The organism is Pantoea sp. CFCC18177 (assembly GCF_059412425.1).
Genome location: NZ_JBNBPL010000022.1, coordinates 46,285 through 68,273 on the forward strand (window position 1 = coordinate 46,285; position 21,989 = coordinate 68,273).

The 21,989-nt window shown below is 57.1% G+C and carries 17 protein-coding genes; 9 read left to right on the forward strand and 8 right to left on the reverse strand.

Features of this window, described 5'->3' with window-relative positions; translation table 11 throughout:
• The first annotated feature begins 337 nt into the window (after positions 1 to 337).
• Positions 338 to 2,023, forward strand: coding sequence for a 2-isopropylmalate synthase (gene leuA, locus ACPUC8_RS19590; protein WP_494927106.1), 1,686 nt, complete (start codon positions 338 to 340; stop codon positions 2,021 to 2,023).
• Here the strand turns inward: leuA and ACPUC8_RS19595 are convergent.
• Positions 1,974 to 2,756, reverse strand: a complete 783-nt coding sequence (locus tag ACPUC8_RS19595; protein ID WP_494927107.1) for an AraC family transcriptional regulator — start codon at positions 2,754 to 2,756, stop codon at positions 1,974 to 1,976. The genes leuA and ACPUC8_RS19595 overlap by 50 nt on opposite strands.
• A gap of 1 nt (position 2,757) precedes the next feature.
• Complete coding sequence (locus ACPUC8_RS19600; RefSeq protein WP_494927108.1) at positions 2,758 to 3,621, reverse strand: NAD(P)-dependent oxidoreductase; 864 nt, start codon at positions 3,619 to 3,621, stop codon at positions 2,758 to 2,760.
• A 218-nt stretch (positions 3,622 to 3,839) separates the two neighbouring features.
• On the opposite strand from ACPUC8_RS19600, the gene pqqU reads away from it, so the two are divergent.
• Together pqqU and ACPUC8_RS19610 are read left to right on the forward strand one after the other, a co-directional pair.
• Positions 3,840 to 5,951 carry a TonB-dependent receptor PqqU gene (gene pqqU / locus ACPUC8_RS19605; RefSeq protein WP_494927109.1) on the forward strand — a complete coding sequence of 704 codons (2,112 nt, stop codon included), beginning with the start codon at positions 3,840 to 3,842 and terminating at the stop codon, positions 5,949 to 5,951.
• Between the two features lie 22 nt (positions 5,952 to 5,973).
• On the forward strand, positions 5,974 to 6,231 hold the full coding sequence (locus ACPUC8_RS19610) for a PIN domain-containing protein (protein WP_494927110.1): 258 nt from the start codon (positions 5,974 to 5,976) through the stop codon (positions 6,229 to 6,231).
• A 68-nt stretch (positions 6,232 to 6,299) separates the two neighbouring features.
• On the opposite strand, the gene ACPUC8_RS19615 is transcribed toward ACPUC8_RS19610, so the two are convergent.
• The 3 genes from ACPUC8_RS19615 to ACPUC8_RS19625 all read right to left on the reverse strand — a co-directional run bounded on the left by ACPUC8_RS19615 (position 6,300) and on the right by ACPUC8_RS19625 (position 7,959).
• Positions 6,300 to 6,854, reverse strand: coding sequence for an isochorismatase family protein (locus ACPUC8_RS19615; RefSeq protein WP_494927111.1), 555 nt, complete (start codon positions 6,852 to 6,854; stop codon positions 6,300 to 6,302).
• Positions 6,855 to 6,871: 17 nt separating this feature from the next.
• Entirely contained in the window at positions 6,872 to 7,297 is a 426-nt protein-coding gene (locus ACPUC8_RS19620; protein WP_039335687.1) for a MarR family winged helix-turn-helix transcriptional regulator, read from the reverse strand.
• A 116-nt stretch (positions 7,298 to 7,413) separates the two neighbouring features.
• Positions 7,414 to 7,959: a helix-turn-helix domain-containing protein gene (locus ACPUC8_RS19625; protein WP_039335685.1), complete on the reverse strand. Its 546-nt coding sequence runs from the start codon at positions 7,957 to 7,959 to the stop codon at positions 7,414 to 7,416.
• A 98-nt stretch (positions 7,960 to 8,057) separates the two neighbouring features.
• Here ACPUC8_RS19625 and ACPUC8_RS19630 point away from each other — a divergent pair, with 98 nt between their 5' ends.
• From ACPUC8_RS19630 to ACPUC8_RS19645, 4 genes are all read left to right on the forward strand, one after another.
• On the forward strand, positions 8,058 to 9,236 hold the full coding sequence (locus ACPUC8_RS19630; RefSeq protein WP_081998144.1) for a benzoate/H(+) symporter BenE family transporter: 1,179 nt from the start codon (positions 8,058 to 8,060) through the stop codon (positions 9,234 to 9,236).
• A gap of 278 nt (positions 9,237 to 9,514) precedes the next feature.
• The gene (locus tag ACPUC8_RS19635; RefSeq protein ID WP_494927112.1) at positions 9,515 to 10,858 is read left to right on the forward strand and encodes an SrfA family protein; all 1,344 of its coding nucleotides are present in this window, start codon (positions 9,515 to 9,517) and stop codon (positions 10,856 to 10,858) included.
• 2 nt (positions 10,859 to 10,860) lie between these two features.
• Positions 10,861 to 13,833, forward strand: coding sequence for a virulence factor SrfB (locus ACPUC8_RS19640; protein ID WP_494927113.1), 2,973 nt, complete (start codon positions 10,861 to 10,863; stop codon positions 13,831 to 13,833).
• Positions 13,830 to 16,202: a virulence factor SrfC family protein gene (locus ACPUC8_RS19645; protein ID WP_494927114.1), complete on the forward strand. Its 2,373-nt coding sequence runs from the start codon at positions 13,830 to 13,832 to the stop codon at positions 16,200 to 16,202. Before ACPUC8_RS19640 ends, ACPUC8_RS19645 begins: the two co-directional genes overlap by 4 nt.
• On the opposite strand, the gene ACPUC8_RS19650 is transcribed toward ACPUC8_RS19645, so the two are convergent.
• The 3 genes from ACPUC8_RS19650 to ACPUC8_RS19660 all read right to left on the reverse strand — a co-directional run bounded on the left by ACPUC8_RS19650 (position 16,199) and on the right by ACPUC8_RS19660 (position 17,338).
• The gene (locus tag ACPUC8_RS19650) at positions 16,199 to 16,465 is read right to left on the reverse strand and encodes a barstar family protein (protein WP_494927115.1); all 267 of its coding nucleotides are present in this window, start codon (positions 16,463 to 16,465) and stop codon (positions 16,199 to 16,201) included. The genes ACPUC8_RS19645 and ACPUC8_RS19650 overlap by 4 nt on opposite strands.
• Positions 16,466 to 16,467: 2 nt before the next feature.
• Complete coding sequence (locus ACPUC8_RS19655) at positions 16,468 to 16,902, reverse strand: ribonuclease domain-containing protein (protein WP_283227755.1); 435 nt, start codon at positions 16,900 to 16,902, stop codon at positions 16,468 to 16,470.
• An 88-nt stretch (positions 16,903 to 16,990) separates the two neighbouring features.
• Positions 16,991 to 17,338 (reverse strand): helix-turn-helix domain-containing protein, encoded by a 348-nt coding sequence (locus ACPUC8_RS19660; RefSeq protein WP_039336985.1) that lies wholly within the window; start codon positions 17,336 to 17,338, stop codon positions 16,991 to 16,993.
• A 296-nt stretch (positions 17,339 to 17,634) separates the two neighbouring features.
• Between ACPUC8_RS19660 and ACPUC8_RS19665 the strand changes: the two genes are divergently transcribed.
• Both ACPUC8_RS19665 and oqxB read left to right on the forward strand, forming a co-directional pair.
• A complete protein-coding gene (locus ACPUC8_RS19665) occupies positions 17,635 to 18,789 on the forward strand; it encodes an efflux RND transporter periplasmic adaptor subunit (protein WP_494927116.1) in 1,155 nt (384 codons plus the stop codon).
• Positions 18,790 to 18,807: 18 nt separating this feature from the next.
• Positions 18,808 to 21,960 carry a multidrug efflux RND transporter permease subunit OqxB gene (gene oqxB / locus ACPUC8_RS19670; RefSeq protein ID WP_039336981.1) on the forward strand — a complete coding sequence of 1,051 codons (3,153 nt, stop codon included), beginning with the start codon at positions 18,808 to 18,810 and terminating at the stop codon, positions 21,958 to 21,960.
• Positions 21,961 to 21,989: the final 29 nt, after the last annotated feature.

The following is a 21,989-nucleotide window of genomic DNA, read 5'->3' on the forward strand; positions in this document are numbered from 1 at the left end:
GAGGAATGCCGTCTGGCGCATAAGCTTTGGCACGCCGAGCCCGCAACGGGCGGAGAGAATACCGATGCCATCACGAACAACAGCAACGATCATGCTTAAAGCTCCATAAAGGCCAGCCCGAGGAGCAAAGCGTCCGCCGCCGGGAGCGGCGGTCGATCTGCATGGATGCGTGATTTCTTTGCGATCGGGCTGGCCTTTATGGGGCCGAGCACGAAACCCACAGCAACCCCAGCCAAACCTGATAAATTGTCAGTTATGCAGCCAGTGTTGTCAGTTATGCGTGAGCAGAGTGCGGCGGAGTGGTCCAGACTGATCACAGACCCATAAGGAGAAACTCATGCTGAACCAACCTGCTGAAAAATACCGCCCCTACCCGGTGATTGACTTGCCCGACCGTCAGTGGCCCTCGCGCCAGTTAACGCAGGCGCCACGCTGGCTCTCAACCGACCTGCGTGATGGCAACCAGGCGCTGGCGACACCGATGGACAGCGCGCGCAAGCTGGAGTTTTGGCAACTGTTACTGCGCTGCGGTTTTAAGGAAATCGAAGTGGCGTTTCCCGCCGCATCGCAAACCGACTTCGATTTTGTCCGTTTGCTGATCGAGCACAATCATATCCCGTCCGACGTGGCCATTCAGGTACTCACCCAGGCACGCAGCGATTTGATCGATCGTACCTTTGACGCCCTGCGCGGTGCGCCGCAAGCCATCATCCACATGTATAACGCCACTGCGCCACTGTTCCGTGAGCGCGTATTCCGCCAGAGCAAAGCGGAAATCGTTGAACTGGCCTGTGCCGGTGCGCGCCAAATTCGCGCTCGCTGTGAAGCACAAACGGATACCGCCTGGACATTCCAGTATTCACCTGAAACCTTCTGCTTTACCGAACCCGACTTCGCGCTGGAAATTTGTGAAGCCGTTGCCGCGATCTGGCAACCAGGCCCAGAGCGCCCGATGATCATCAACCTGCCCGCCACGGTCGAAGTGAACACCCCGAACGTCTATGCCGACCAGATTGAATATTTCTGCCGCCATTTCAGCCAGCGAGCGCAGGTGGCGATTTGCGTCCATCCGCATAACGATCGTGGCACCGGCGTGGCCTGCGCTGAACTGGCCATCCTGGCCGGGGCTGATCGCGTTGAAGGTTGCCTGTTTGGTAACGGTGAACGTACCGGCAATGTCGATATCATCACGCTGGCACTCAATTTATATACGCAAGGCGTGGCGCCTGAACTCGATTTCAGCGACATCCAACAAGTGCTGGAAGTGGTGACACGCTGCAACCAACTGCCGGTTCATCCGCGTCATCCTTATGCCGGTGAATTAGTCTTCACTGCCTTCTCCGGCTCGCATCAGGATGCCATCCGCAAAGGGTTTGCCGAACGCAGCGAGCGTCAGGAAACGATCTGGCAAATGCCCTACCTGCCGCTTGATCCGCTCGATATCGGTTGCAGCTATGAAGCGGTGATTCGCGTAAACAGCCAGTCCGGCAAAGGGGGCGCAGCCTGGTTGCTGGAGCAGAATCACGGCCTGCAGTTACCGCGCGGATTGCAGCAGGATTTCAGTCGCATCGTACAGCAACAAACCGATGGTCATGGCCAAGAGATGACCCACCACGCCCTGTGGCAACTGTTTTGTCAGCACTACGGTTTAACCCAACCCTCACGTCGCTTACTGGAAGCTGAAAGCCACAGTGATGAAAAAGGCGAGACGCGTTTTAAAGCCCGCGTGCAAGACGGCGCGCAGCCGGTGACGCTGGAAGGGAAAGGTAACGGATTGCTGTCAGCCGCCGTAGCCGCGCTGCGCCAGCGTTATGATCTCGCTATCACTATCGAGGATTATCATGAACATACGCTGGGCAAACGCAGTGACAGCCGTTCAGTCACCTATATCAGCTGTCTGAATGCGCGCGGTGAACGCGCCTGGGGCGTGGGGATTGATAACGATGTGGCGCGCGCGTCGTTGCAGGCACTGCTTAACGCAGCCCATGCTTTTCTGCCGCAGGAAAGTAATTCGCTGGCGTAACGCCCAGCACACGGCGAAACATCGCACTGAAGGCGCTCGGGCTCTCGTAGCCAAGATCGAGCGCCACCGTCAGCACCGTCTCGCCCTGCGCCAGGCGGGCTAATGCCACACTCAAACGCGCTCGGCGCACCCAGTCGCTAAACTGCAGACCGGTTTCGCGATTGAAATGACGCGCCAGGGTGCGTTCTGCCACACAGAGTTCGTTGGCCGCACGCGCCAGCGTCCAGTTTTCACCGGGTGACAGCTGTATCTGCTGACAGAGCGCGCGCAATCGATCGCTCTCTGGCCACGCCAGACCAAACGGCAGTACATCCATCACGCGGATTTCGTCCAGCATCAGTTCGTAAATGCGCTCGGTGCGACTGCCAGAACCGTACTGCTCTGGCAACGTCAGTGCGCTGACAATCAACTCACGCAGCAACGGCGAAATCTGCACCACCTGACAACTGGCGGGCAAATCAGCGCGCGCCAGCGGATCGACAAACAGCGTGCGAGCCGCCACCGTGCCCACAATAGACAGCGCATGGAGTGTGCCTGCGGGCAACCAAACGCCTCGACTTGGCGGCACAACCCAGCTGCCGTGCCGGGTCTCCACTTTGACCACACCGCTTAAGGTGTGGATCAGCTGTGCACAGTCATGATGGTGCCACGGCTCCTCGTCACCATGCGCATAATCGTGCGCATAAGGCACCACTGGCCGATGACTAAAATCGAAGTTGAGCCGTTTACTCATTTCAGAGTTTCAGAAACTGGTAAACCGCCGCCAGATCCTGCTCACCATATCCGGCGTCCACCGCTTGCTGCCAGACATCCACAATGTTCTCCAGTGCCGGCAGTTTGCTGTCACCGGCCGCATCCAGCGCCAGTTTGGCATCCTTCAATGCCCAGACCAGATGCATCTGCGGCGTGTAATCACCGCTGGCGATCATACCCAGCTTCATTTTGGCGTACGGTGCCGCCAACGGGCCGCCATCCAACACCTTCCACAGATCGTCGGTGCTGAAACCAAACTGCTCCGCCAGTCGCGTACTCTCCGCCAGGCTTTGCATCAGACCGATCAACCAACTGTTGACCACCAACTTCATACGCGAACTGGCACCGGCTTCACCCAGCCACTGTGTTCCTTTGCCAATCGCGGCAAACACCTGTTCTGCGGCCTGCGCTTTGCTTTGATCACCGCTGGCCATCACCAGAATCTGGGCATTTTCTGCAGGTGCTTTGGTGCCTGAAACGGGTGCATCAATAAACAGCACGTCCGGGCGCACCTGTTGCAGATCGGCGATCACCCCATCTGTGGCTTCGACCCCAATGGTGCCCATCTGGCATACCGTTGCGCCCTGCTTCAGTGCGCTCGCGGCCTCACGCAGCTCCTGACGCGTGGTGTCACCGTCTGACAGCATGGCAATCACCACGTCAGCACCCTGCACCGCCTGCGCCGCGCTGTCACTGAGTTGCAGTCCGGCGCTCAGTAAATCTTCGCCTTTAGCACGCGTACGGTTCCAGCCATGCACCACGAACCCTTTTTTCAGTAAGTTGGCAGCAAATGCATGCCCCATTGCGCCTAATCCCAATACCGCCACAACCGGTTGCTGACTCATAGTGACTCCTTTATATGCTTTCAGACAAAACCGCCAGACTGACAGAAAATCCCATACACAGCCAGGCGAGAGATGCGACCACCCACATTTTTTCACGCAACCGCAGGCAATAATCAGTCATACTATTAACGCTTTTGAAAAAAGTGAAAAAACTATTAACATATGCGCGATTAATGTTCCGTTTGGTTCATTCCACACCTTCTTTACGGTCTTTCATAATGAAAATTGCTTTACTGCGACAGGCACCGTTGCTGATGCTGCCTGCATTATTCCCCCTGCAACTGATGGCCGCGGATAATGCCAGCAATACCATGGTGGTGAGCGCCGCGCCTGCGGGTTCCGGGTTGTCAGAATTAGATACACCAGCCGCCGTCAGCGTGGTGTCAGGTGACGACATGCGTCACGCCGCACCGCGCGTCAACCTTTCCGAAAACCTCACCAGCGTGCCCGGGTTACAGATTCAAAACCGTCAGAACTATGCGCAGGATCTGCAAATTTCGGTGCGTGGCTTTGGATCGCGTTCAACTTTCGGCCTGCGCGGCATCCGCATGTACGTGGATGGTATTCCTGCCACCATGCCTGATGGACAAGGGCAAACCTCCAATATCGATATCGGTTCCATCGATCATATCGAGGTACTTCGCGGTCCATTTTCAGCGCTGTACGGTAACTCATCGGGTGGTGTGATCAACGTCGAAACCCAGACCGGTCAGCAACCCACGACGCTGGAAGCCAGCACCTGGTTCGGCAGTTTCGGCAGCTGGCGCAACAGCGTTAAAGCCAGCGGTGCTACCGGTGACGGTACGCAGGCGGGGGACGTGAATTACACCGTTTCAGCCTCGCGTTTCACTACCCACGGCTACCGCGATCACAGCTCGGCGCAGAAGAACCTGGGCAATGCCAAGCTGGGTGTGCGCATTGATGACGTCAGCACGCTGACGCTGCTATTTAACAGCGTGCATGTGGATGCACAAGATCCCGGTGGTTTGACCGAAGCACAGTGGAAAGATAACCCACGCCAGGTAGCCAGCAACGTCACGCTGTACAACGCCCGCAAAACAGTCGATCAAACCCAGGCTGGCCTGCACTATCAGCGCCAGATGAGTGAAAACGACGACCTCAGCGTCATGCTATATGCCGGCGAGCGTGAAACCACGCAGTATCAATCGATCCCGCGCGCCACTCAGCTTCAGGCGGGCTACCCTGGCGGTGTGATTTCTCTGTCACGCCACTATCAGGGCATTGATACCCGCTGGACACACCGCGATACCCTGTTCACCCTTCCCGTGACGGTCACGGGCGGACTGGACTATGAAACCATGACCGAAAAGCGCAAAGGCTATCAAAACTTTGTCGGTAATGACCTGGGTGTGCAGGGCGATATGCGTCGTAACGAACGCAATCTGATGTGGAATCTTGATCCTTACCTGCAAACGGCGTGGCAGTTCACGGATAAGTGGTCACTGGATGCGGGCGTGCGTTTGAGTACCGTCAATTTCGACTCTAATGACTATTACGTTACCGCCACCGATCCGGATGACAGCGGCAATCGTCGCTACCATCGCTGGCTACCTGCCGCGTCACTGAAGTATGCGATTGATAACAGCTGGAATGCCTATGTTTCTGCCGGTCGTGGCTTTGAAACGCCCACTCTGAATGAGCTTTCATACCGCTCAGCCGCGCAGACTGGTCTCAATATGGACCTGAAACCGGCCACCAGCGACACCGTTGAACTCGGCACCAAAAAACGCATTGGCAATGGCCTGATTACGGCAGCGCTGTTCCAGACCGATACCCAAAACGAGATCGTCTCCGACAGCAGCTATGAAGGCCGCACCAGTTATAAAAACGCCGGAGAGACGCGCCGTCGTGGACTGGAACTGGGCCTCGACCAGCAATTCGGTGAGAACTGGCAGTTCAAGGCGGCCTGGACGCTGCTCGACGCCCGTTATCGCTCCAACGCTTGTGGCACTGACAGCTGCGATGGCAACCCAATTCCGGGCATTGCGCGCAACATGGCGTATGCCGGACTGGCATACGCGCCGGAACAAGGCTGGTATGCCGGTGGCGATGTGCGCTATATGAGCGATATCGCCGCGGATGACGAAAACGACGTTAAAGCCCCGGCTTACACCGTGGTGGGCGTGAATTCTGGTTACAAGTGGCTGGTGCAGAACTGGACGCTGGACCTGTTCGGACGTGTTGATAATCTGTTTGACCGCAACTATGTCGGCTCCGTGATCGTCAACGAAAGCAACGGCCGTTACTACGAACCGGCACCGGGCCGTAACTATAGTGTCGGTTTGACAGTGAGTTATGCGTTTCAGTAAATAACCCGCTTTAGAATGAGAAATGCCCTGCAGGACGTGTCTGGATTGCAGGGCATTTTTTTGCTCAAGAGTGTTAATCGAATTCGCCTGGCGTACGCTTGCCATCGACAGCAACGTGGCTCGGCGCTGTGCGCAATTACACGTCCCCGATGCACGCCCCCATACAGATGCCCTTATCGCGGCGACTGCGCTTGAACATGACCTGATTTTGGTTACGCGCAATGCCAGAGACTTTGAAGGTTCAGGCGTGGTGTTGCTGAATCCATGGGACGAAGAATAACCTACGTCCTTTATAAATTATGCTGAGGCCACCCCAAGGCACACCCCAGCATAAAGCTTAACTCGCGATTACTTCAGCAGCGCCAGCACATCAGCGGTTGAGCCGCTCTCACCCAAGCGCGGGAAAATACGCTCAATGCTGTTTTTATGCGTTTCGGCATTCAGGCAGGTCATGGCATCAGTTGCCAACGTGACATTGTAACCTAACTCATACGCCTGACGTGCCGTGGATTCCACTCCAATCGAGGTCGCGATACCGCATACTACCACTTGAGTCACACCGCGCTGTTGCAGTTGTGCATGTAAGTCGGTGTTGTGGAAGCCGCCCCAGGTGGTTTTGGTCGCCGCGATTTCACCCGCTTTTAGCGTCATTTCTGGCACCAGCACTGCCCAGTCTGCTGGCAACTCACCGCTGTGGCGTGCCTGCTCGTTACGGCCTGGTGCGCCACCTGCCACATTCACTTTCACAACCGGCAGATCTTTTGCGTGGAACGCGTCAACCAACTGTGCGCAGCGCTCAACAACAACGTCTGCAGCCAAAGGCGCGACAGGGAGACGGACAATCCCGTGCTGCAGGTCAATCACAATCAGGGCGGTTTTTGCATCTAACGTGGTTAAAGCCATGTTGATTCCTCTCAGGATTATTGGTCGGCAATACGTTGCAGTAAGGGGATGGCCGCGAGTAATGTCTTCTGCTCGGCTGGCGTGAGTGAGGTCGCCATATTCCGCAGTAACCAGTCATCACGTTGCGCACGATTAGCGGCGATCAATTGCAGGCAGCTTTCAGTGGGATGATAGCGGGTTTTACGGCCATCATGCGGATCAGCCTCCCCCTGAATTAAGCCCTGCGCCTGCAAACTGGCCACGGTCGCGCCCATCGACTGGCTGCGAACCCCCTCCTGCGCCGCTAACTCGGTCACCGTCATCGCGCCGTCCCGTACCAGGAATCCGAGTACCGACACTTGTGACCAGGTGAGATCGGCGGGTGGCGCTGACTCTCGCAAGCGCCGTGCCAGCTTGCCATTGATGCTGCGTAAGGCCGCAGCCGCGCTATTCAGGTCGCTCATGGCACCCTCTCCTTACTGATGAAGCGCGAGTATATAAATACGAAGGCAAACTGTGTAGTTTACCTTCGTATCAATTTGTAATTATCCGCGAGATGTGGGTAGTCAAACCCGTCTGTTTACACCCGCTGCAAGTAATGGATCAGACTGTGAAAACGCAGGGGTGTGCTGAGAGGATTGCGGTAACTGTGTGGAGTATCCGCCGCGAACTGGCTGGCTTCACCCGCTTGCAACCGGCGCCAGGTACCTTCGACATTCAGCAGCAGTTCCCCTTCCAGCACCACCACTTGCTCAATCACGCCGATTTCATGAGCTGAGGAATCACTTTGCGCGCCGCCAGCCAGGGTCACTTCAAGCAGATCAAAACGCAGCTTAGCGTCATAAGGCAGCAGCGGTTTAACCTGCATTTGCGCGTTGGGTTGCTGAAAGGTTGCGGTGACACCGGGCGCCTGATCGCTGCCCTGAACAAAGAAAGAAAAAGGCACATTAAAGCCGGTGGCAATTTTCCACAGCGTTGCCACCGTGGGACTCGACTCACCACGCTCGATCTGACCGAGCATCGCCTTGCTGACGCCGGTGTGATCGGCTGCCAGCGTCAGGCTCCAGCCGTTGGCCTGGCGCAACTGTTTCAGCGCCTGACTTAAATGTTGATGAAGATTTTCCATGTTCACTCCTGACAAATTCGCGCGCAGTGTACCACTTGTGCGTTATAACACACTCGTGCAATAGTGTGCGCTATAACGCACAAGCAGGAAAATAACTCATGATGACTGCCACTTCGCGCAGTGCTTTCTCCTTCCCGATGCTGATTTCCGGGTTTATAGCCGTACTGGTGGGCTACAGCAGTAGCGCGGCATTGATATTTCAGGCGGCACAAGCGGCGGGTGCATCGCCCGCGCAAATTGGCGGCTGGCTGTCGATGTTAGGCGTGGGCATGGGGTTAGCCTCTTTTGGTTTATCCGTCTGGACGCGCATGCCGATTCTGGCCGCCTGGTCTACGCCGGGCGCTGCCTTACTGGCCACCAGTGTGCAGGGGTTAACACTCAATGAAGTGGTTGGCGTATTCGTCGCCACCAATGCCCTGATCGTGCTGAGTGGCGTCACCGGATTGTTCGCGCGCCTGATGAACCACATCCCCCAGTCACTGGCTGCAGCGATGCTGGCAGGCATTTTACTGCGCTTTGGCATGGGAACCTTTAGCGGACTACAGAGTAACTTTGCCCTGTGCGGCAGCATGTGTCTGGTCTGGCTGATAAGTCGCCGTTGGCTGCCGCGTTACGCTATTATTCTCGCGTTGATCGCTGGCGTGCTGGTGGCGTTAGGTCAGCAGGCGATTCATTTTCCCGCGCACGCTCTCACGCTCAGCGTGCCGGAATTTATCATGCCGCACTTCAATCTGGCGGCCTTGATTGGAGTGGGATTACCCTATTTTCTGGTGACCATGGCATCGCAAAATGCCCCCGGTATTGCCACCTTGCAGGCGCACGGTTATCAGCCGCCGGTCTCTGCATTAACCGGCTGGACCGGATTTATTGCGCTGATCCTGTCCCCCTTTGGCGGATTTTCCGTGTGTATCGCTGCCATCACCGCCGCGATTTGCATGGGTGAGGATGTGGACGCCGATCCCAGGCGTCGCTGGATGGCTTCGGCCATTGCGGGTGTCTTCTATCTACTCACCGGACTGACCGGCGCGCTGATTGCCATCCTGTTAAGTGCCCTGCCCACTGTGCTGATCGCCACTCTGGCGGGGCTGGCGCTGCTCGCCACGCTGTCAGGCAGCCTGCAACGTGCGCTGTCGGAGCCTGAGCACCGAGACAGCGCTATTGTGGCGTTTCTCATCACTGCCAGTGGTATTTCATTGTTAGGTATCGGTTCTGCTTTCTGGGGATTGGTTGGCGGTTTGATCACTCATTTAGTCCTTAGCCAACGCACTCGCGCTTAAATTTTCAGCAACTCCCCCCTGCAGCGGGGAAAAACGCCCTGTTTTTCCCCCTTTATTAGCCGTTTGATTCTCCTGCATTTGGCTTAAGATCACTACGATACCCTTCATACTTCAAGTTGCAGGTGCGTTGGCTACGTGTATTCACCTCAGTCACTTACTCCAGTAAGCTCCTGAGGATTCATACACTTGCCGCCTTCCTGAAACTCGAATTATTTTGGGTATATCGCCAAATACACATGGTGTTCTGCCTCAGACAACCACCGATAAGGGCCCAACGAGTGGCAAAAACTTTTCTGCGCAGCGGCAATCTGGACACGGTACTGGCACTGGGTGAAAACGGCCAGCCGGTCTGGGCTTCTGCCCTGCAAATCCGCGAAACGCTGCGTCTGCGTCGCCAGACAACGCTGGCTAACTGCCTCGCCATTCCGCAAGCCAATGAACGCGGTGATCGCCTCGACTGGTATGCGCCATTCAACGGCAAAGTAAAATCCTGGCTGGCAGCCAGCGATCATGAGCGGCAAAAAGCGCTGGAGCTATTGACGCTCAACCAGCAGGATTTGCTGGCCGCCAGCCTGCGCGCGCGTGATGCCGAAAATCCAGCCATGCGACTGTTCGGTGCCTTACTGAGCAAAACACTCCAGTTTCCCGATCAGCAGTACGTCTATCTGGTGGATGGCAAACCCGTGATCACCTTCTGGGGCTTTGTCGATCCTCAGGCTCGCTCACGAGATGACGCGCTCGCCTGCCTGCGCGACAGCCTGGAAGAGGCATTACCACCACTGTTGCCTGAGCCACCTGCTGCCATCGTGGCGCCCGTGGTTGTCGCGCCGGTGATTGCCCCGCTGATTGAGATCCCGCCGGTTGCGGCTGCCCCTGTTGCCGAACCAACGCCTGAATTGATCGAAACCGTGCCGGATGTCGAACTGCCGGAACCTGAACCCGAACCTGCCCCTGCACGTCGTCCTTCAGTATGGCGTCCTGTCGCCTTAATGTTGCCGGTGGCGGTGGTTGCGGCGGCGGCCGTGGCTTTCTGGCTACACAGTTCTACTCCGCAGGCGGCACCTGAGATAGCGGTTGCAGATGTCCCTGCCCCGGTGTTCACACCGCCAGCGGTGGTCGTTAAAGCCGAGAAACTGGCGGCGACACTGCCGCAGAAGAGCGCCTCCGTGGCAGCAGCACCGGAGCCAGCAGCCCCACCGGCACCGCCGGAAGTGGTGGCTGAACATACTGAACCAGCCAAGGCTGATGACCTGGTGATGACCACCGAAGATGCACGCGTCGGATCGGTGAAGTTTATCAATGGCACCTGGCGCGTGACCTTGCGTCAAACCAATTTACCCACCGGTAAACCGCCGAGCCTGCGCTATCAGCTGCGCAATGGCAAAGGCGTCGCCACCATTTCTCAAGGCGATAACATCCGCTGTAAAGCCGATGTCACCGCTGCCATGACCACCGCCGGCACCATGGTGGTGCGCAGCCGCTATACTGCCAGCTGCAGCGATAAGTCGCGTTACCGCATGCCTGAGTTGGTGTGTAAAGCCGGTGATGGCATTGCCAGCTGTACTGCGCAATATGGCGCAGATCAGGTCTTCCCGTTGACGATTAAGCGTGAGAGTAAGTAACCATGTTGGCTCCCCTCATCGATGACAAACAAAAAATCACGCTGATTGAAGATAGCGGTGTGCAGTTTCTCGATTTTGGCCTGCGTCTGCCTGCTTTGCAGGCCCGTCGCCAGTTTGTAAGACAGACCGCCAATGGCCCGCTGCTGCGGCTCAACGTTGACGGCAACAGCGGAAAATTTCTGCTCTATCCGGAAGATGGTAGCGCGGCGGAAGTGGTTCGCCCTGAGTCAGATATTGCGCTGGCCGATTCGTTAAAGTTGTTAGCTCACCAGTGGCTGCCGCTGCCAGTGCTGCGTTGCACCAGCGGACGCCGTTTTATCGGCGGCCCGGATAACTGGGCGCGCTTGCACCTGGCCCCGCTGAGCCAGCCCGATGCGGCCGGTAACACCCATCGCATTACGCTGGCCTTCGATACCCGTATCGTGTCGGAACAAGACGGTGGCGAGCAGCACGGTTTAAGCAAAGCCGATGCTCAGAACGGCGTCAGCTTCGCGCTGGCCTGGCACAATTATGAGCTGGGTGAATTTCTCGATCACACCTGGGTTGATGGCTGGCTACGTGAAACCTTTGCCCAACAGGTTAATGCGCTGGAATCCCGTCGAGAGCAGGAACTCAACCAGGCGCTGCGTGAATTTGAGTATCAGGCACACTATCTCAACTTGCTGGAGCTGCTGGGCGAGCAACTCGACCTCGCGGAGATCTACATCCAGGCTGCGTCGCTGCAAACGCCGGCCGTCAACGTCGATATCATTCTGGATGTCGGCAACTCACACACCTGCGGTATTTTGGTAGAAGATCATGCCGAAGAGAGCAGTGGCCTGCGTCAAACTTACGAGCTGCAACTGCGCGATCTCTCCGAACCGCATCAGGTGTACAACGAACTGTTCGACAGCCGCCTGGAATTTGCGGAAACCCGCTTTGGTAAAGCCAACTTCTCGCTGGAGAGCGGCCGAGAAAACGCCTTCATGTGGCCTTCGCTGACCCGTGTTGGACGCGAGGCCAGCCGCCTTGCACTGTTGCGTGCCGGCACCGAAGGCAGCACAGGTTTATCCAGCCCACGCCGCTATTTATGGGATGAAGCACGCTATCAGCCAGGCTGGCGCTTTAACGCTAACGGCAGCAGTGACGAGCCGCAGGCCACCGCGCTGCCTTTCACCTTACTGTTGAATGATGAAGGCCAGCCGCTGCATGCGCTGGATGAAGATGAGCGCCTGCCGGTGTTTTCCGCCAGCTACAGCCGCAGTTCGCTGATGACCTTTATGCTTTGCGAACTGCTGGCCCAGGCGATGATGCAGATGAACAGCGTGGCACAGCGTCAGCGCATGCCGCAAAGCCAGGCACCTCGCCAACTGCGTCATGTGATCCTGACCTTACCGTCGGCGATGCCTAAACCTGAGCGCGAGATTTTCCGTCGTCGCATGCAGGAAGCCATTGCGCTGGTGTGGAAAGCCGAAGGCTGGCATCCGGCCGAAGAGGATTTCAGTGCGGAAAGCCAGGCAAAAAGTCTGCGTCCGGTACCGGATGTGCAGATGGAGTGGGATGAAGCCACTTGCGGTCAGATGGTATGGCTGTTCAACGAAACCCAGGTCAACTTTGCGGGCCGCGCTGAAGATTTCTTTAGCAGCATGGCGCGCCCAGACCGCCCACGTGAAGTGGACGAACTGCCGGGCAAAAGCTTGCGCATTGCGTCCATCGATATTGGCGGCGGCACCACCGACCTGGCGATCACGCAATATCGCCTCGATGATGGCCAGGGCAACAACGTCAAAATTACCCCGCGCCTGCTGTTCCGCGAGGGCTTTAAAGTCGCGGGTGACGATATCCTGTTGGATGTCATTCAATTGTGGGTCCTGCCTGCACTGCAGCAGAGCCTGCAAAAAGCCGGATTGACGCTGGCTGAACCGCTGATGAACAAACTGTTTGGTCACGACAGCCGCATGGACGGGCAAGCCACGTTGCGTCAGCAGGTCACTCTGCAGCTGTTTATTCCGCTGGCGCAGGCAGTACTGGAGCGCTACGAAAACTGGGACCCGCTGGATAGCCACAGTGAGATCAATGCGCTGTTTGGCGAACTGGTGCCGCAAAAACCAGCCAGCAGCGTGTTGGCGTTTGTTAACGGCGAGATCCAGCGCACGCTGGGCGGGGATAGTCGCTTTGATCTGCTCGACGTACCTTTAGTCGTGAGCATGGCGCAACTGCACGCTGAGTTCCTGCAACACCGTATGGCCATCATTCCGGCACTGCGCGCGATGTGCGAAGTGGTCTCGCTTTATCAGTGTGATGTGCTACTGCTGACGGGCCGCCCTTCGCGCTTCCCTGGCATTCAGGCGCTGGTGCGCCATCTGCAACCGTTGCCGGGCAGCCGCATTTTGTCGCTGGAAGGCTATCACACCAGCGACTGGTATCCGTTTAACAAACAGGGGCGCATTGATAACCCGAAATCCACGGCTGCGGTGGGCGCGATGCTATGCCTGCTGGCGCTGGATTTGCGTCTGAGCAGCTTCTGGTTCCGCGCCGGAGATTTTGAACCCTACTCCACCATCCGCTATCTGGGCGTGCTGGATGAGAATGCCACGCTGAGCGATGATAATCTCTGTTACAGCGAGATCGACCTCGACAGCAGCCATTTCGCGCTGGATCGCAAAAGCAGCTTCCGCATTCGCGGCAACGTGTGCCTCGGCTTCCGCCAGCTGGAGAACGATCGCTGGCCCGCTTCCCCGCTGTACAGCCTGAGCATTACCGACCCGCAGCTGGCGCGTAAAGTGGCCGGTGAGAGCGTGTTGCGTATCAAGCTGGCGGTTCAGCCTGGTCCCGACGACTTTGGACCAGAACGTCTGGTGCTGAGCGATGCACGAATGGATGACGGTACGCGTGTGCCGCTGGAACAATTGAGTCTGAAACTGAATACTCTGTCTGCGACCGGCAATGCCAACGCGCAGTATTGGATTGACAGCGGGAGCGTCTGCAAACGATGAGAACAGCTAAGAAAACCACGTCAGTCACGCCAGCCAAACGTCTCAGCCTGATGCAGGAGACGCTCGACGGTGCGCTGAACTGGATCGATACCCATCAGGCTCAGGCGCCACGCCTGGCCATGGAAGCCGATACGCTGCAACTGCAACTGCGCCGTGCCCGCGTCGAGAGCCATGCCCTGGCGCGCCAGTTAGCGCGCCCGGTGACGCTGGCGCTGTTTGGCCAGTCACAGGCGGGTAAAGCCTGGTTGCTGAGTGAAATGGTCGGTGATGCCCAGGGCCAGCTGATTGCGCGCCTTGGCGATAGAGTGGTTAATCACTTCCAGAACATCAATCCAGGCAATATCGATTTCGCCATCGCCACCCGTTTCAGCCACCAGCGTGAAGCCCAGTCCAGCGCCTGGCCGCTGGAAATGACGTTGTTAAGCGATGCCGAGCTGATTCGTCTGATACTGGCGTGCGCCAAAACCGAAGAACAGCCCGATACCGCCGTGATTGACGCCGTGCTGCAGCGCTTGCAGCGCCATCGTCAGGATGAACCTGAACCCGGCCTCGACAGCGATGCGCTGATCACCTTGTGGGCGTGGAGTCGTCGCCAGCATCGTCACGCGGAAGTGTTGGATCGTCACTTTTGGCCGCAGGCGATTGAACTGGCCCCATGGCTCAACGTGGATGACCGCGTGCAGCTGTTTGCGCTGTTATGGCCTAATCAGGTTGCGCTCAACGAACAGTTGCGCAGCCTGATGCATTTACGCCATCAACTGCGCCAGGCACCGCGCCTGCTGGCACCGCTCAGCCTGCTGACCGATGACGCCGCTCTACCGGCGGAAAAACTGATCGGCAACGACGCCGATTTGCAGGAGATGATTGAGGTCTGCCCGATTATCGCCAATCGTGTAGGCAAAGCGCAGCAGGTACCGCTGGGTTTGCTGGCGCTGCTGACGCTGGAGATCACCATTCCCCTCAGTTCCACGCCGCGTCAGGCGTTGTACGATGAAGCCGATATGCTGGAATTGCCTGCACCGGGCCAGCCTGCCGATCGCGGGCAGCAAGAGGATTTAGCGCAGTTGCGTAAGCGCGACGCACTGCGTGCCACTTTACTGGAGCAGAAACGGGCACTGCTGCCAGGTTTATACGCCGCTCGTCAGGGCATCGATTTAATGTTGATCTGTACCGCGGCCAGCCAGCGTCAGGATGCCGATATGGCCGCCAGCGCACTGCGCGAATGGCATATCCACCAAACCGTGGCCGCCAGCGGTGAGAAACCGCGTCTGATTTGGGCAATAACTCCACACGATGCGCGTTATCAACAGCAGCAGATTAATGTTGATGAAGCGGTACAACGTCAAATTGGCCAACCAGGGCAAAGCTGGGGATCGATGCTGGCGCTGGATCGCGCGGGCGTTGACCGCATGGGCAGTTGGTTGCAGGACGAAATGCAGCCAGAAGCAAGACGCGATCGTCTGGCGCAGCAGTTAACCAGTTTGCAGCAGAAACTGGTAGAGCGTCTGCAGCCATGGACCGAATCCACGGCGACCCCAGAACAGGCCGCACGTAAACAAGCGATTTCCGACACCCTGCTGAAATGCCTGCAACACCGTACCGGGTTGCACGGTGAACTGCTGGAGCGTTTGCAGCCTTCGCGTGAAGCGGTGCGCCAGCTGTGGCTGAGCCAGCGTAATACTAACGTTGCGCAGCACAGTGCCAAAACGGCGGCTGCCGATCAGAGCTATTTTGGCATCGGCTTTGAGTTTGACCTGTTCAAAGATGAGCCGGTTGCCCAGGCAGAACCACGCAACAGTGGCGGCCAGCGCGATCAGCAGTTCCCGCAGCAGGTGTTTGCGTTGTGGCTGGAGCATCTGCGTCAGTTGCCCGAGAGTCGCAGCCTGCTGACGTTACTCAATGTCGATAAACCAACGCTGGAGTTGCTGGTGGAGGAGTTGATTACCGCCAGCTTCCGCCTGAACGTACTGAGCAAGTTGCAAAACGCGCTTAACGAACCGGATGCGCAAGCCAGCGCCCACGAAGCACGTACCGATCGTCAGGTGTCCCGCGCAATGACGGTGTTGGGTGATTTTGTCGCCTGGCTAGGCTTTTTACAGCGACCTGAAAACGAACGTCCAGAGAGCCGTGTGAATCGTGGGCAAACTATCTTTGCTCGCCCACCTGCGCCCAGCGTCAGCTTTTCGTCGGGGCAACGTTTAACGCGCTTATCCGTGGCACCGGCCAATCATACGGCGTATTACATCTATGACTGGCTGGTAGGGTTAAATTCGGTGATCGTAGAAAACAATGGCTACACCGGCGGCGGTGATTTACCGGCCAACGCCCGCCAGACGCTGGCGTTCTTGCTGCTGCCGTTGCACGCTTAACGCGTCAGGCGCAGCTCGCCTTGCAGCTGCTGCGCCGCTTCTTCCAACAGCGCCAGAACCGGGGCAAATTCTGCCTTTTCACTGGCGCTTTCTACGTGCTTGAGATGGATGATGGCGGGCAGCGCCATACCGCCGGTCAGCCAGTCCCACATCGCATCCAGATTGTTGCCGAACGCCAGCGTACAGTGGCTCTGCGCCACCAGTGCGCGGTAAAACGCCTGACGGTTATCTAACTGCTGAAAATCAAAAGTGAGCGTCAACATGGTTAATTCACCTGTTTGAAGCTGCGGTAGTGATCGGTGGTGAGAAAGATCAGGCCATCTGAAGAGTAAAGCAGACGATCGGCATCACGGTGTCCACAATCGTAATTCACATCGGCTTCATACCACTGCCGTCCGGCTTGCATCGGCAGGCGCTGCTCGCGGTTGCTAAAACGATCGCCCCCAATTGCTCGACCAGGCAGCACGTTGCACAGATCGCCTTTGCTCGGGTTCCAGCCCTGACGACGCGCTTCGCTTTTGGTGAGATAGAGATCTGGCAGTTTATGATGCTGCTGCAACCAGCGCGCGACCGTATTGGCATCGGTGAGTTGTGCGATGTCCGTATGGCTTGAGGCCGATTTGTTGCTTAAATGGGGTTTCAGCCCGGCCCAGGTAGCGGCCAGCGCGAAGATTAATCCGATCCAGAGTTTCTTTGACATAGTGACATCCTGATTGACAGGAAGCCGATCATAGCAGGAATACAGCGAAGAGGAACGCGGGCCAGCGAAGCTGGCCCTGGCGGAGGTGTTACTGCATGGCACTCGCGGTTGGCACCGCATGACGACGCCATGCGCCTGGCGCGACACCATACTGACGTTTGAAGCTCCGGTTGAACGACTGCTGCGAGTCAAACCCCAGTGAAATCGCCACATTGAGGATCGGTTCGTTGGTGGTCGTTAAACGGTCCGCCGATTTTTTCAGTTTTTTATTCCGGATGTACTCACCCAGCGGATAGCCGGTGTGCTCTTTGAACATACGCTGCAGGTGCCACTTTGAATAACCGGCGCGCCCCGCTACGGTGTCCAGATCCAGACGTGCTTCAATGTTGTTATCAATCCAGTCGATCAGATCGTGAATAAATGCGTCGCTCATCATCCCATTTTCTCCCGTCGCCTTGACGAACAGTATCAGTATCAGTTGCAATTACACTTTAAGGGTGACTGACTATGACATTTAATGCAAGTTTTATTATTGCATTAAATGCCGCACTCGCTGTAGGGGCTTTCCCCCTCTGAAACGAATTGATCAAAACAGCACATAAAGTGTATCAGATATTCTTGCAGATGCAGTTTGCAGCAGCCTACACTCATCGCGTTTTAATGCAATCTTAAAAGTTGCAGATTTTTCGTACATGTCCTTTCTTTTTTTCACACCAAAGCGGAATAACAACAATGCATCTGCAAACATATGGGGTTCGTCGGGCGGTAAGCCTGTCAGGAGTGATGTTGCTGGGAAGCCTGCTGGCCGGTTGCGATCGCGGAGTGGCGCAAAACGCCCCACCGCCACCGCCCGAAGTGAGTGTCGCGCAGGTGGTTCAACAACAGGTTAGCCAGTGGGATAGCTTCAACGGACGTTTTGAGGCGGTGCAGAGCGTGCAACTGCGACCGCGCGTCTCGGGCTATATCGATCAGGTTAACTATCGCGAAGGCGATGACGTGAAAAAAGGCCAGGTGCTGTTCACCATTGACGATCGCACCTATCGCGCCACGCTGGAACAGGCACAGGCTGAATTAGCCACCGCACGCAGCCAGGCATCGCTGGCGCGCAGTGAGTCGGCGCGTACCGATAAGCTGATTGGTACCAACGTGGTGTCACGCGAAGAGTGGGAACAACGTCGCTCTGCGGCTAACCAGGCGCAGGCCAATGTGCTGTCCGCGCAGGCCGCCGTGGATATGGCGCAGCTGAATCTCGACTTCACCCGCGTGACCGCACCGATTGATGGTCGTGCCAGCCGCGCGATGATCACCACCGGTAACCTGGTCACCGCCGGGGACAGCGCCAGCGTGCTGACCACGCTGGTGTCACAGGATCGCATTTACGTCTATTTCGATGTGGATGAAGCGACCTATCTGCAATATCAGACCTTAGCGCGTCAGGGGCAAAATCGCGGCGCACTGCCGGTGGAGATTGCGCTGACCGGTGAGCAAGGGTATCCCCATCGCGGCACCGTTGATTTCCTTGATAACCAGCTGACCGCCAGCACCGGCACCATTCGTATGCGCGCCACGCTGGATAACCACGAACATCAGTTTACGCCAGGTTTGTTTGCCCGCGTGCGTTTGCCAGGCAGTGCCGCGTTTAACGCGCTGCTGGTGGACGATAAAGCGGTGCTGACCGACCAGGATCGTAAATACGTCTATGTGGTTGATGCGCAGGGTAAAGCCCAGCGCCGCGATATTCAGGCTGGCGATATGGCGAATGGCCTGCGCATTGTGCAATCCGGATTACAGCCGGGTGACAAGGTGATCGTTAATGGTCTGCAGAAAGTCTTCATGCCTGGCATGCCGGTGAAAGCTCAGCCGGTGGCAATGCGCTCCGCTCAATAACAATCGAGACTGCCTGTTATGGATTTCTCCCGCTTTTTTATCGACCGACCGATCTTCGCGGCGGTGCTGTCGATTTTGATCTTTACCACCGGACTGATCGCCATACCGCTGTTGCCGATCAGTGAATATCCCAACGTGGTGCCGCCCAGCGTGCAGGTGCGCGCGGAATACCCAGGTGCCAACCCCAAAGTGATTGCAGATTCCGTGGCGACGCCGCTGGAAGAGGCCATCAACGGGGTTGAGAACATGATGTACATGAAGTCGGTTGCCGGTTCCGATGGCGTGCTGGTCACCACCGTGACTTTCCGTCCAGGTACCGACCCCGATCAGGCGCAGGTCCAGGTGCAGAACCGTGTGGCGCAGGCGGAAGCGCGTCTGCCCGAAGAGGTGCGTCAACTCGGCCTGACCACACAGAAGATGTCACCCACGCTGACGCTGGTTGTGCACATGTTCTCGCCTCACGGTAAGTACGATTCACTCTATCTGCGTAACTACGCCACCTTAAAGGTCAAAGATGAACTGGCGCGCTTGCCTGGCGTGGGACAGATTCAGATCTTCGGTGCCGGTGAGTATGCAATGCGCGTCTGGCTCGACCCTAACAAAGTGGCGGCGCGTGGTATGACCGCTTCTGATGTGGTCAGCGCGATGCAGGAGCAGAACGTACAGGTTTCTGCCGGTCAGTTAGGCGCAGAACCGACCAAAAAGGCCAGCGATTTCCTGCTGTCCATCAACACGCAGGGCCGCCTGGAGAGTGAAGAGCAGTTCGGCAATATCATTCTGAAGACCGCTGACGATGGTACGCTGGTGCGCCTGCGTGACGTGGCACGAATTGAGATGGGTTCAGGCAGCTATGCCCTGCGCTCTCAGTTGAATAACAAAGATGCCGTCGGTATCGGTATCTTCCAGGCGCCAGGCGCCAACGCCATCGATCTGTCTAATGCCGTGCGTGCCAAAATGGCCGAACTGGCGACTCGCTTCCCGGATGATGTGCAGTGGGCGGCACCTTACGATCCAACCGTGTTCGTGCGTGACTCGATCCGTGCCGTGGTGCAAACGCTGTTTGAGGCGATTGTGCTGGTGGTATTGGTGGTGATCCTGTTCCTGCAAACCTGGCGTGCCTCCATCATTCCGTTGCTGGCGGTGCCGGTTTCGGTGGTGGGTACCTTCAGCGTGCTCTATCTGTTGGGCTTCTCGCTGAACACGCTCAGTCTGTTTGGTCTGGTGCTGGCGATAGGTATCGTGGTCGATGACGCCATCGTGGTGGTGGAAAACGTCGAACGTAATATCGCCATGGGCCTGTCCCCCACCGCGGCGGCGCATCAGGCGATGCGTGAAGTGTCGGGACCGATTATCGCCATTGCCTTGGTGCTGTGTGCCGTATTCGTGCCGATGGCGTTCCTCTCCGGCGTGACGGGGCAATTCTATAAGCAGTTTGCGGTGACCATTGCTATTTCGACGGTGATTTCGGCGATCAACTCGCTGACCTTATCGCCAGCGCTGGCGGCGAAACTGTTGAAGGCACACGATGCGCCGAAGGATATGCCAACACGTCTGATTGATCGTCTGCTTGGCTGGTTATTCCGTCCGTTCAATCGCTTCTTCCAGCGCAGTTCGGATGGCTATGAGTCAATGGTGGGCAAAACCCTGCGTCGTCGCGGTGCGGTGTTCGGCGTCTACGTGCTGTTGCTGGCCGGTGCAGGCTTTATGTTCCACACCGTACCCGGCGGGTTTATCCCCACTCAGGACAAGCTCTACCTGATTGGCGGCGTGAAGATGCCTGAGGGTTCATCGCTGGCGCGTACCGATGAAGTGATTCGTAAGATGAGCGAGATCGGCATGAACACCGAAGGTGTGGCCTATTCGGTCGCCTTCCCCGGCCTGAACGCCCTGCAGTTCACCAACACGCCGAACACCGGTACCGTGTTCTTTGGCCTGAAACCATTTAGTGAACGTACACGTAGCGCAGCGGAGATCAATGCCGAGATCAACGCCAAGATCGCCAAAATCCAGCAAGGCTTCGGCTTCTCGATCATGCCACCGCCGATTCTCGGGTTAGGTCAAGGTTCGGGTTATTCGCTGTATGTGCAGGATCGTGCAGGTTTGGGCTACGGTGCGTTACAAACTGCCATCAACACCCTGTCCGGTGCGGTGATGCAGACCCCAGGCATGATGTTCCCGATCTCCTCTTACCAGGCAAACGTCCCGCAATTGGATGTGCAGGTGGATCGTGATAAAGCCAAGGCGCAAGGAGTGTCACTCACCGATCTGTTCAGCACCTTGCAAATCTATCTGGGTTCGTCTTACGTCAATGATTTCAACAAGTTTGGACGTACCTGGCGTGTGATGGCGCAGGCAGACGGCGATTTCCGCGATACCGTGCAGGATATCGCTAATCTGCGTACCCGTAATAACCAGGGTGAGATGGTACCGATTGGCAGTATGGTCAACATCACCACAACTTACGGTCCTGACCCGGTGATCCGTTACAACGGTTATCCAGCAGCCGACCTGATTGGTGACGCCGATCCGCGCGTGCTCTCCTCAGCCCAGGCGATGGAGAAGCTGGAAGCGATGTCGAGCCAGGTGCTGCCGAACGGTATGAACATCGAATGGACCGATCTGAGCTATCAGCAGGCAACCCAAGGTAACACCGCGTTTATCGTTTTCCCGGTGGCGGTACTGTTAGCCTTCCTGGTGTTGGCGGCGCTGTATGAGAGCTGGACCTTGCCGTTGGCGGTGATCCTGATTGTGCCAGTGACCATGCTGTCAGCGCTGGTCGGCGTGTGGCTGACTGGTGGCGATAACAACGTGTTTGTCCAGGTGGGCCTGGTGGTGCTGATGGGGCTGGCGTGTAAGAACGCGATTTTGATTGTCGAGTTTGCGCGTGAGCTGGAGATGCAGGGCAAAGGAATTGTCGAATCCGCGCTCGAAGCCTGTCGTCTCCGTCTGCGCCCGATCGTGATGACCTCTATCGCCTTTATCGCCGGTACCGTACCGCTGATTCTTGGTGAAGGTGCCGGTGCGGAAGTGCGCGGTGTCACCGGGATTACCGTGTTCTCCGGCATGCTGGGCGTGACGCTGTTCGGTCTGTTCCTGACGCCGGTGTTCTACGTGACATTGCGTAAGCTAGTGACACGTAAGCAGCCTGCCGCAGAGGTACAGACGGTTTAAGGTCGTTTACTGTTAGCATAGGCGGCCCA

Bases quoted from the DNA above. Each gene is read 5' to 3' on its own strand.
- leuA (WP_494927106.1), top strand. From the start codon at position 338: ATGCTGAACCAACCTGCTGAAAAATACCGCCCCTACCCGGTGATTGAC.
- ACPUC8_RS19595 (WP_494927107.1), bottom strand. From the start codon at position 2,756: ATGAGTAAACGGCTCAACTTCGATTTTAGTCATCGGCCAGTGGTGCCT.
- ACPUC8_RS19600 (WP_494927108.1), bottom strand. From the start codon at position 3,621: ATGAGTCAGCAACCGGTTGTGGCGGTATTGGGATTAGGCGCAATGGGG.
- pqqU (WP_494927109.1), top strand. From the start codon at position 3,840: ATGAAAATTGCTTTACTGCGACAGGCACCGTTGCTGATGCTGCCTGCA.
- ACPUC8_RS19610 (WP_494927110.1), top strand. From the start codon at position 5,974: ATGCCCTGCAGGACGTGTCTGGATTGCAGGGCATTTTTTTGCTCAAGA.
- ACPUC8_RS19615 (WP_494927111.1), bottom strand. From the start codon at position 6,854: ATGGCTTTAACCACGTTAGATGCAAAAACCGCCCTGATTGTGATTGAC.
- ACPUC8_RS19620 (WP_039335687.1), bottom strand. From the start codon at position 7,297: ATGAGCGACCTGAATAGCGCGGCTGCGGCCTTACGCAGCATCAATGGC.
- ACPUC8_RS19625 (WP_039335685.1), bottom strand. From the start codon at position 7,959: ATGGAAAATCTTCATCAACATTTAAGTCAGGCGCTGAAACAGTTGCGC.
- ACPUC8_RS19630 (WP_081998144.1), top strand. From the start codon at position 8,058: ATGATGACTGCCACTTCGCGCAGTGCTTTCTCCTTCCCGATGCTGATT.
- ACPUC8_RS19640 (WP_494927113.1), top strand. From the start codon at position 10,861: ATGTTGGCTCCCCTCATCGATGACAAACAAAAAATCACGCTGATTGAA.
- ACPUC8_RS19645 (WP_494927114.1), top strand. From the start codon at position 13,830: ATGAGAACAGCTAAGAAAACCACGTCAGTCACGCCAGCCAAACGTCTC.
- ACPUC8_RS19650 (WP_494927115.1), bottom strand. From the start codon at position 16,465: ATGTTGACGCTCACTTTTGATTTTCAGCAGTTAGATAACCGTCAGGCG.
- ACPUC8_RS19655 (WP_283227755.1), bottom strand. From the start codon at position 16,902: ATGTCAAAGAAACTCTGGATCGGATTAATCTTCGCGCTGGCCGCTACC.
- ACPUC8_RS19660 (WP_039336985.1), bottom strand. From the start codon at position 17,338: ATGATGAGCGACGCATTTATTCACGATCTGATCGACTGGATTGATAAC.
- ACPUC8_RS19665 (WP_494927116.1), top strand. From the start codon at position 17,635: ATGCATCTGCAAACATATGGGGTTCGTCGGGCGGTAAGCCTGTCAGGA.
- oqxB (WP_039336981.1), top strand. From the start codon at position 18,808: ATGGATTTCTCCCGCTTTTTTATCGACCGACCGATCTTCGCGGCGGTG.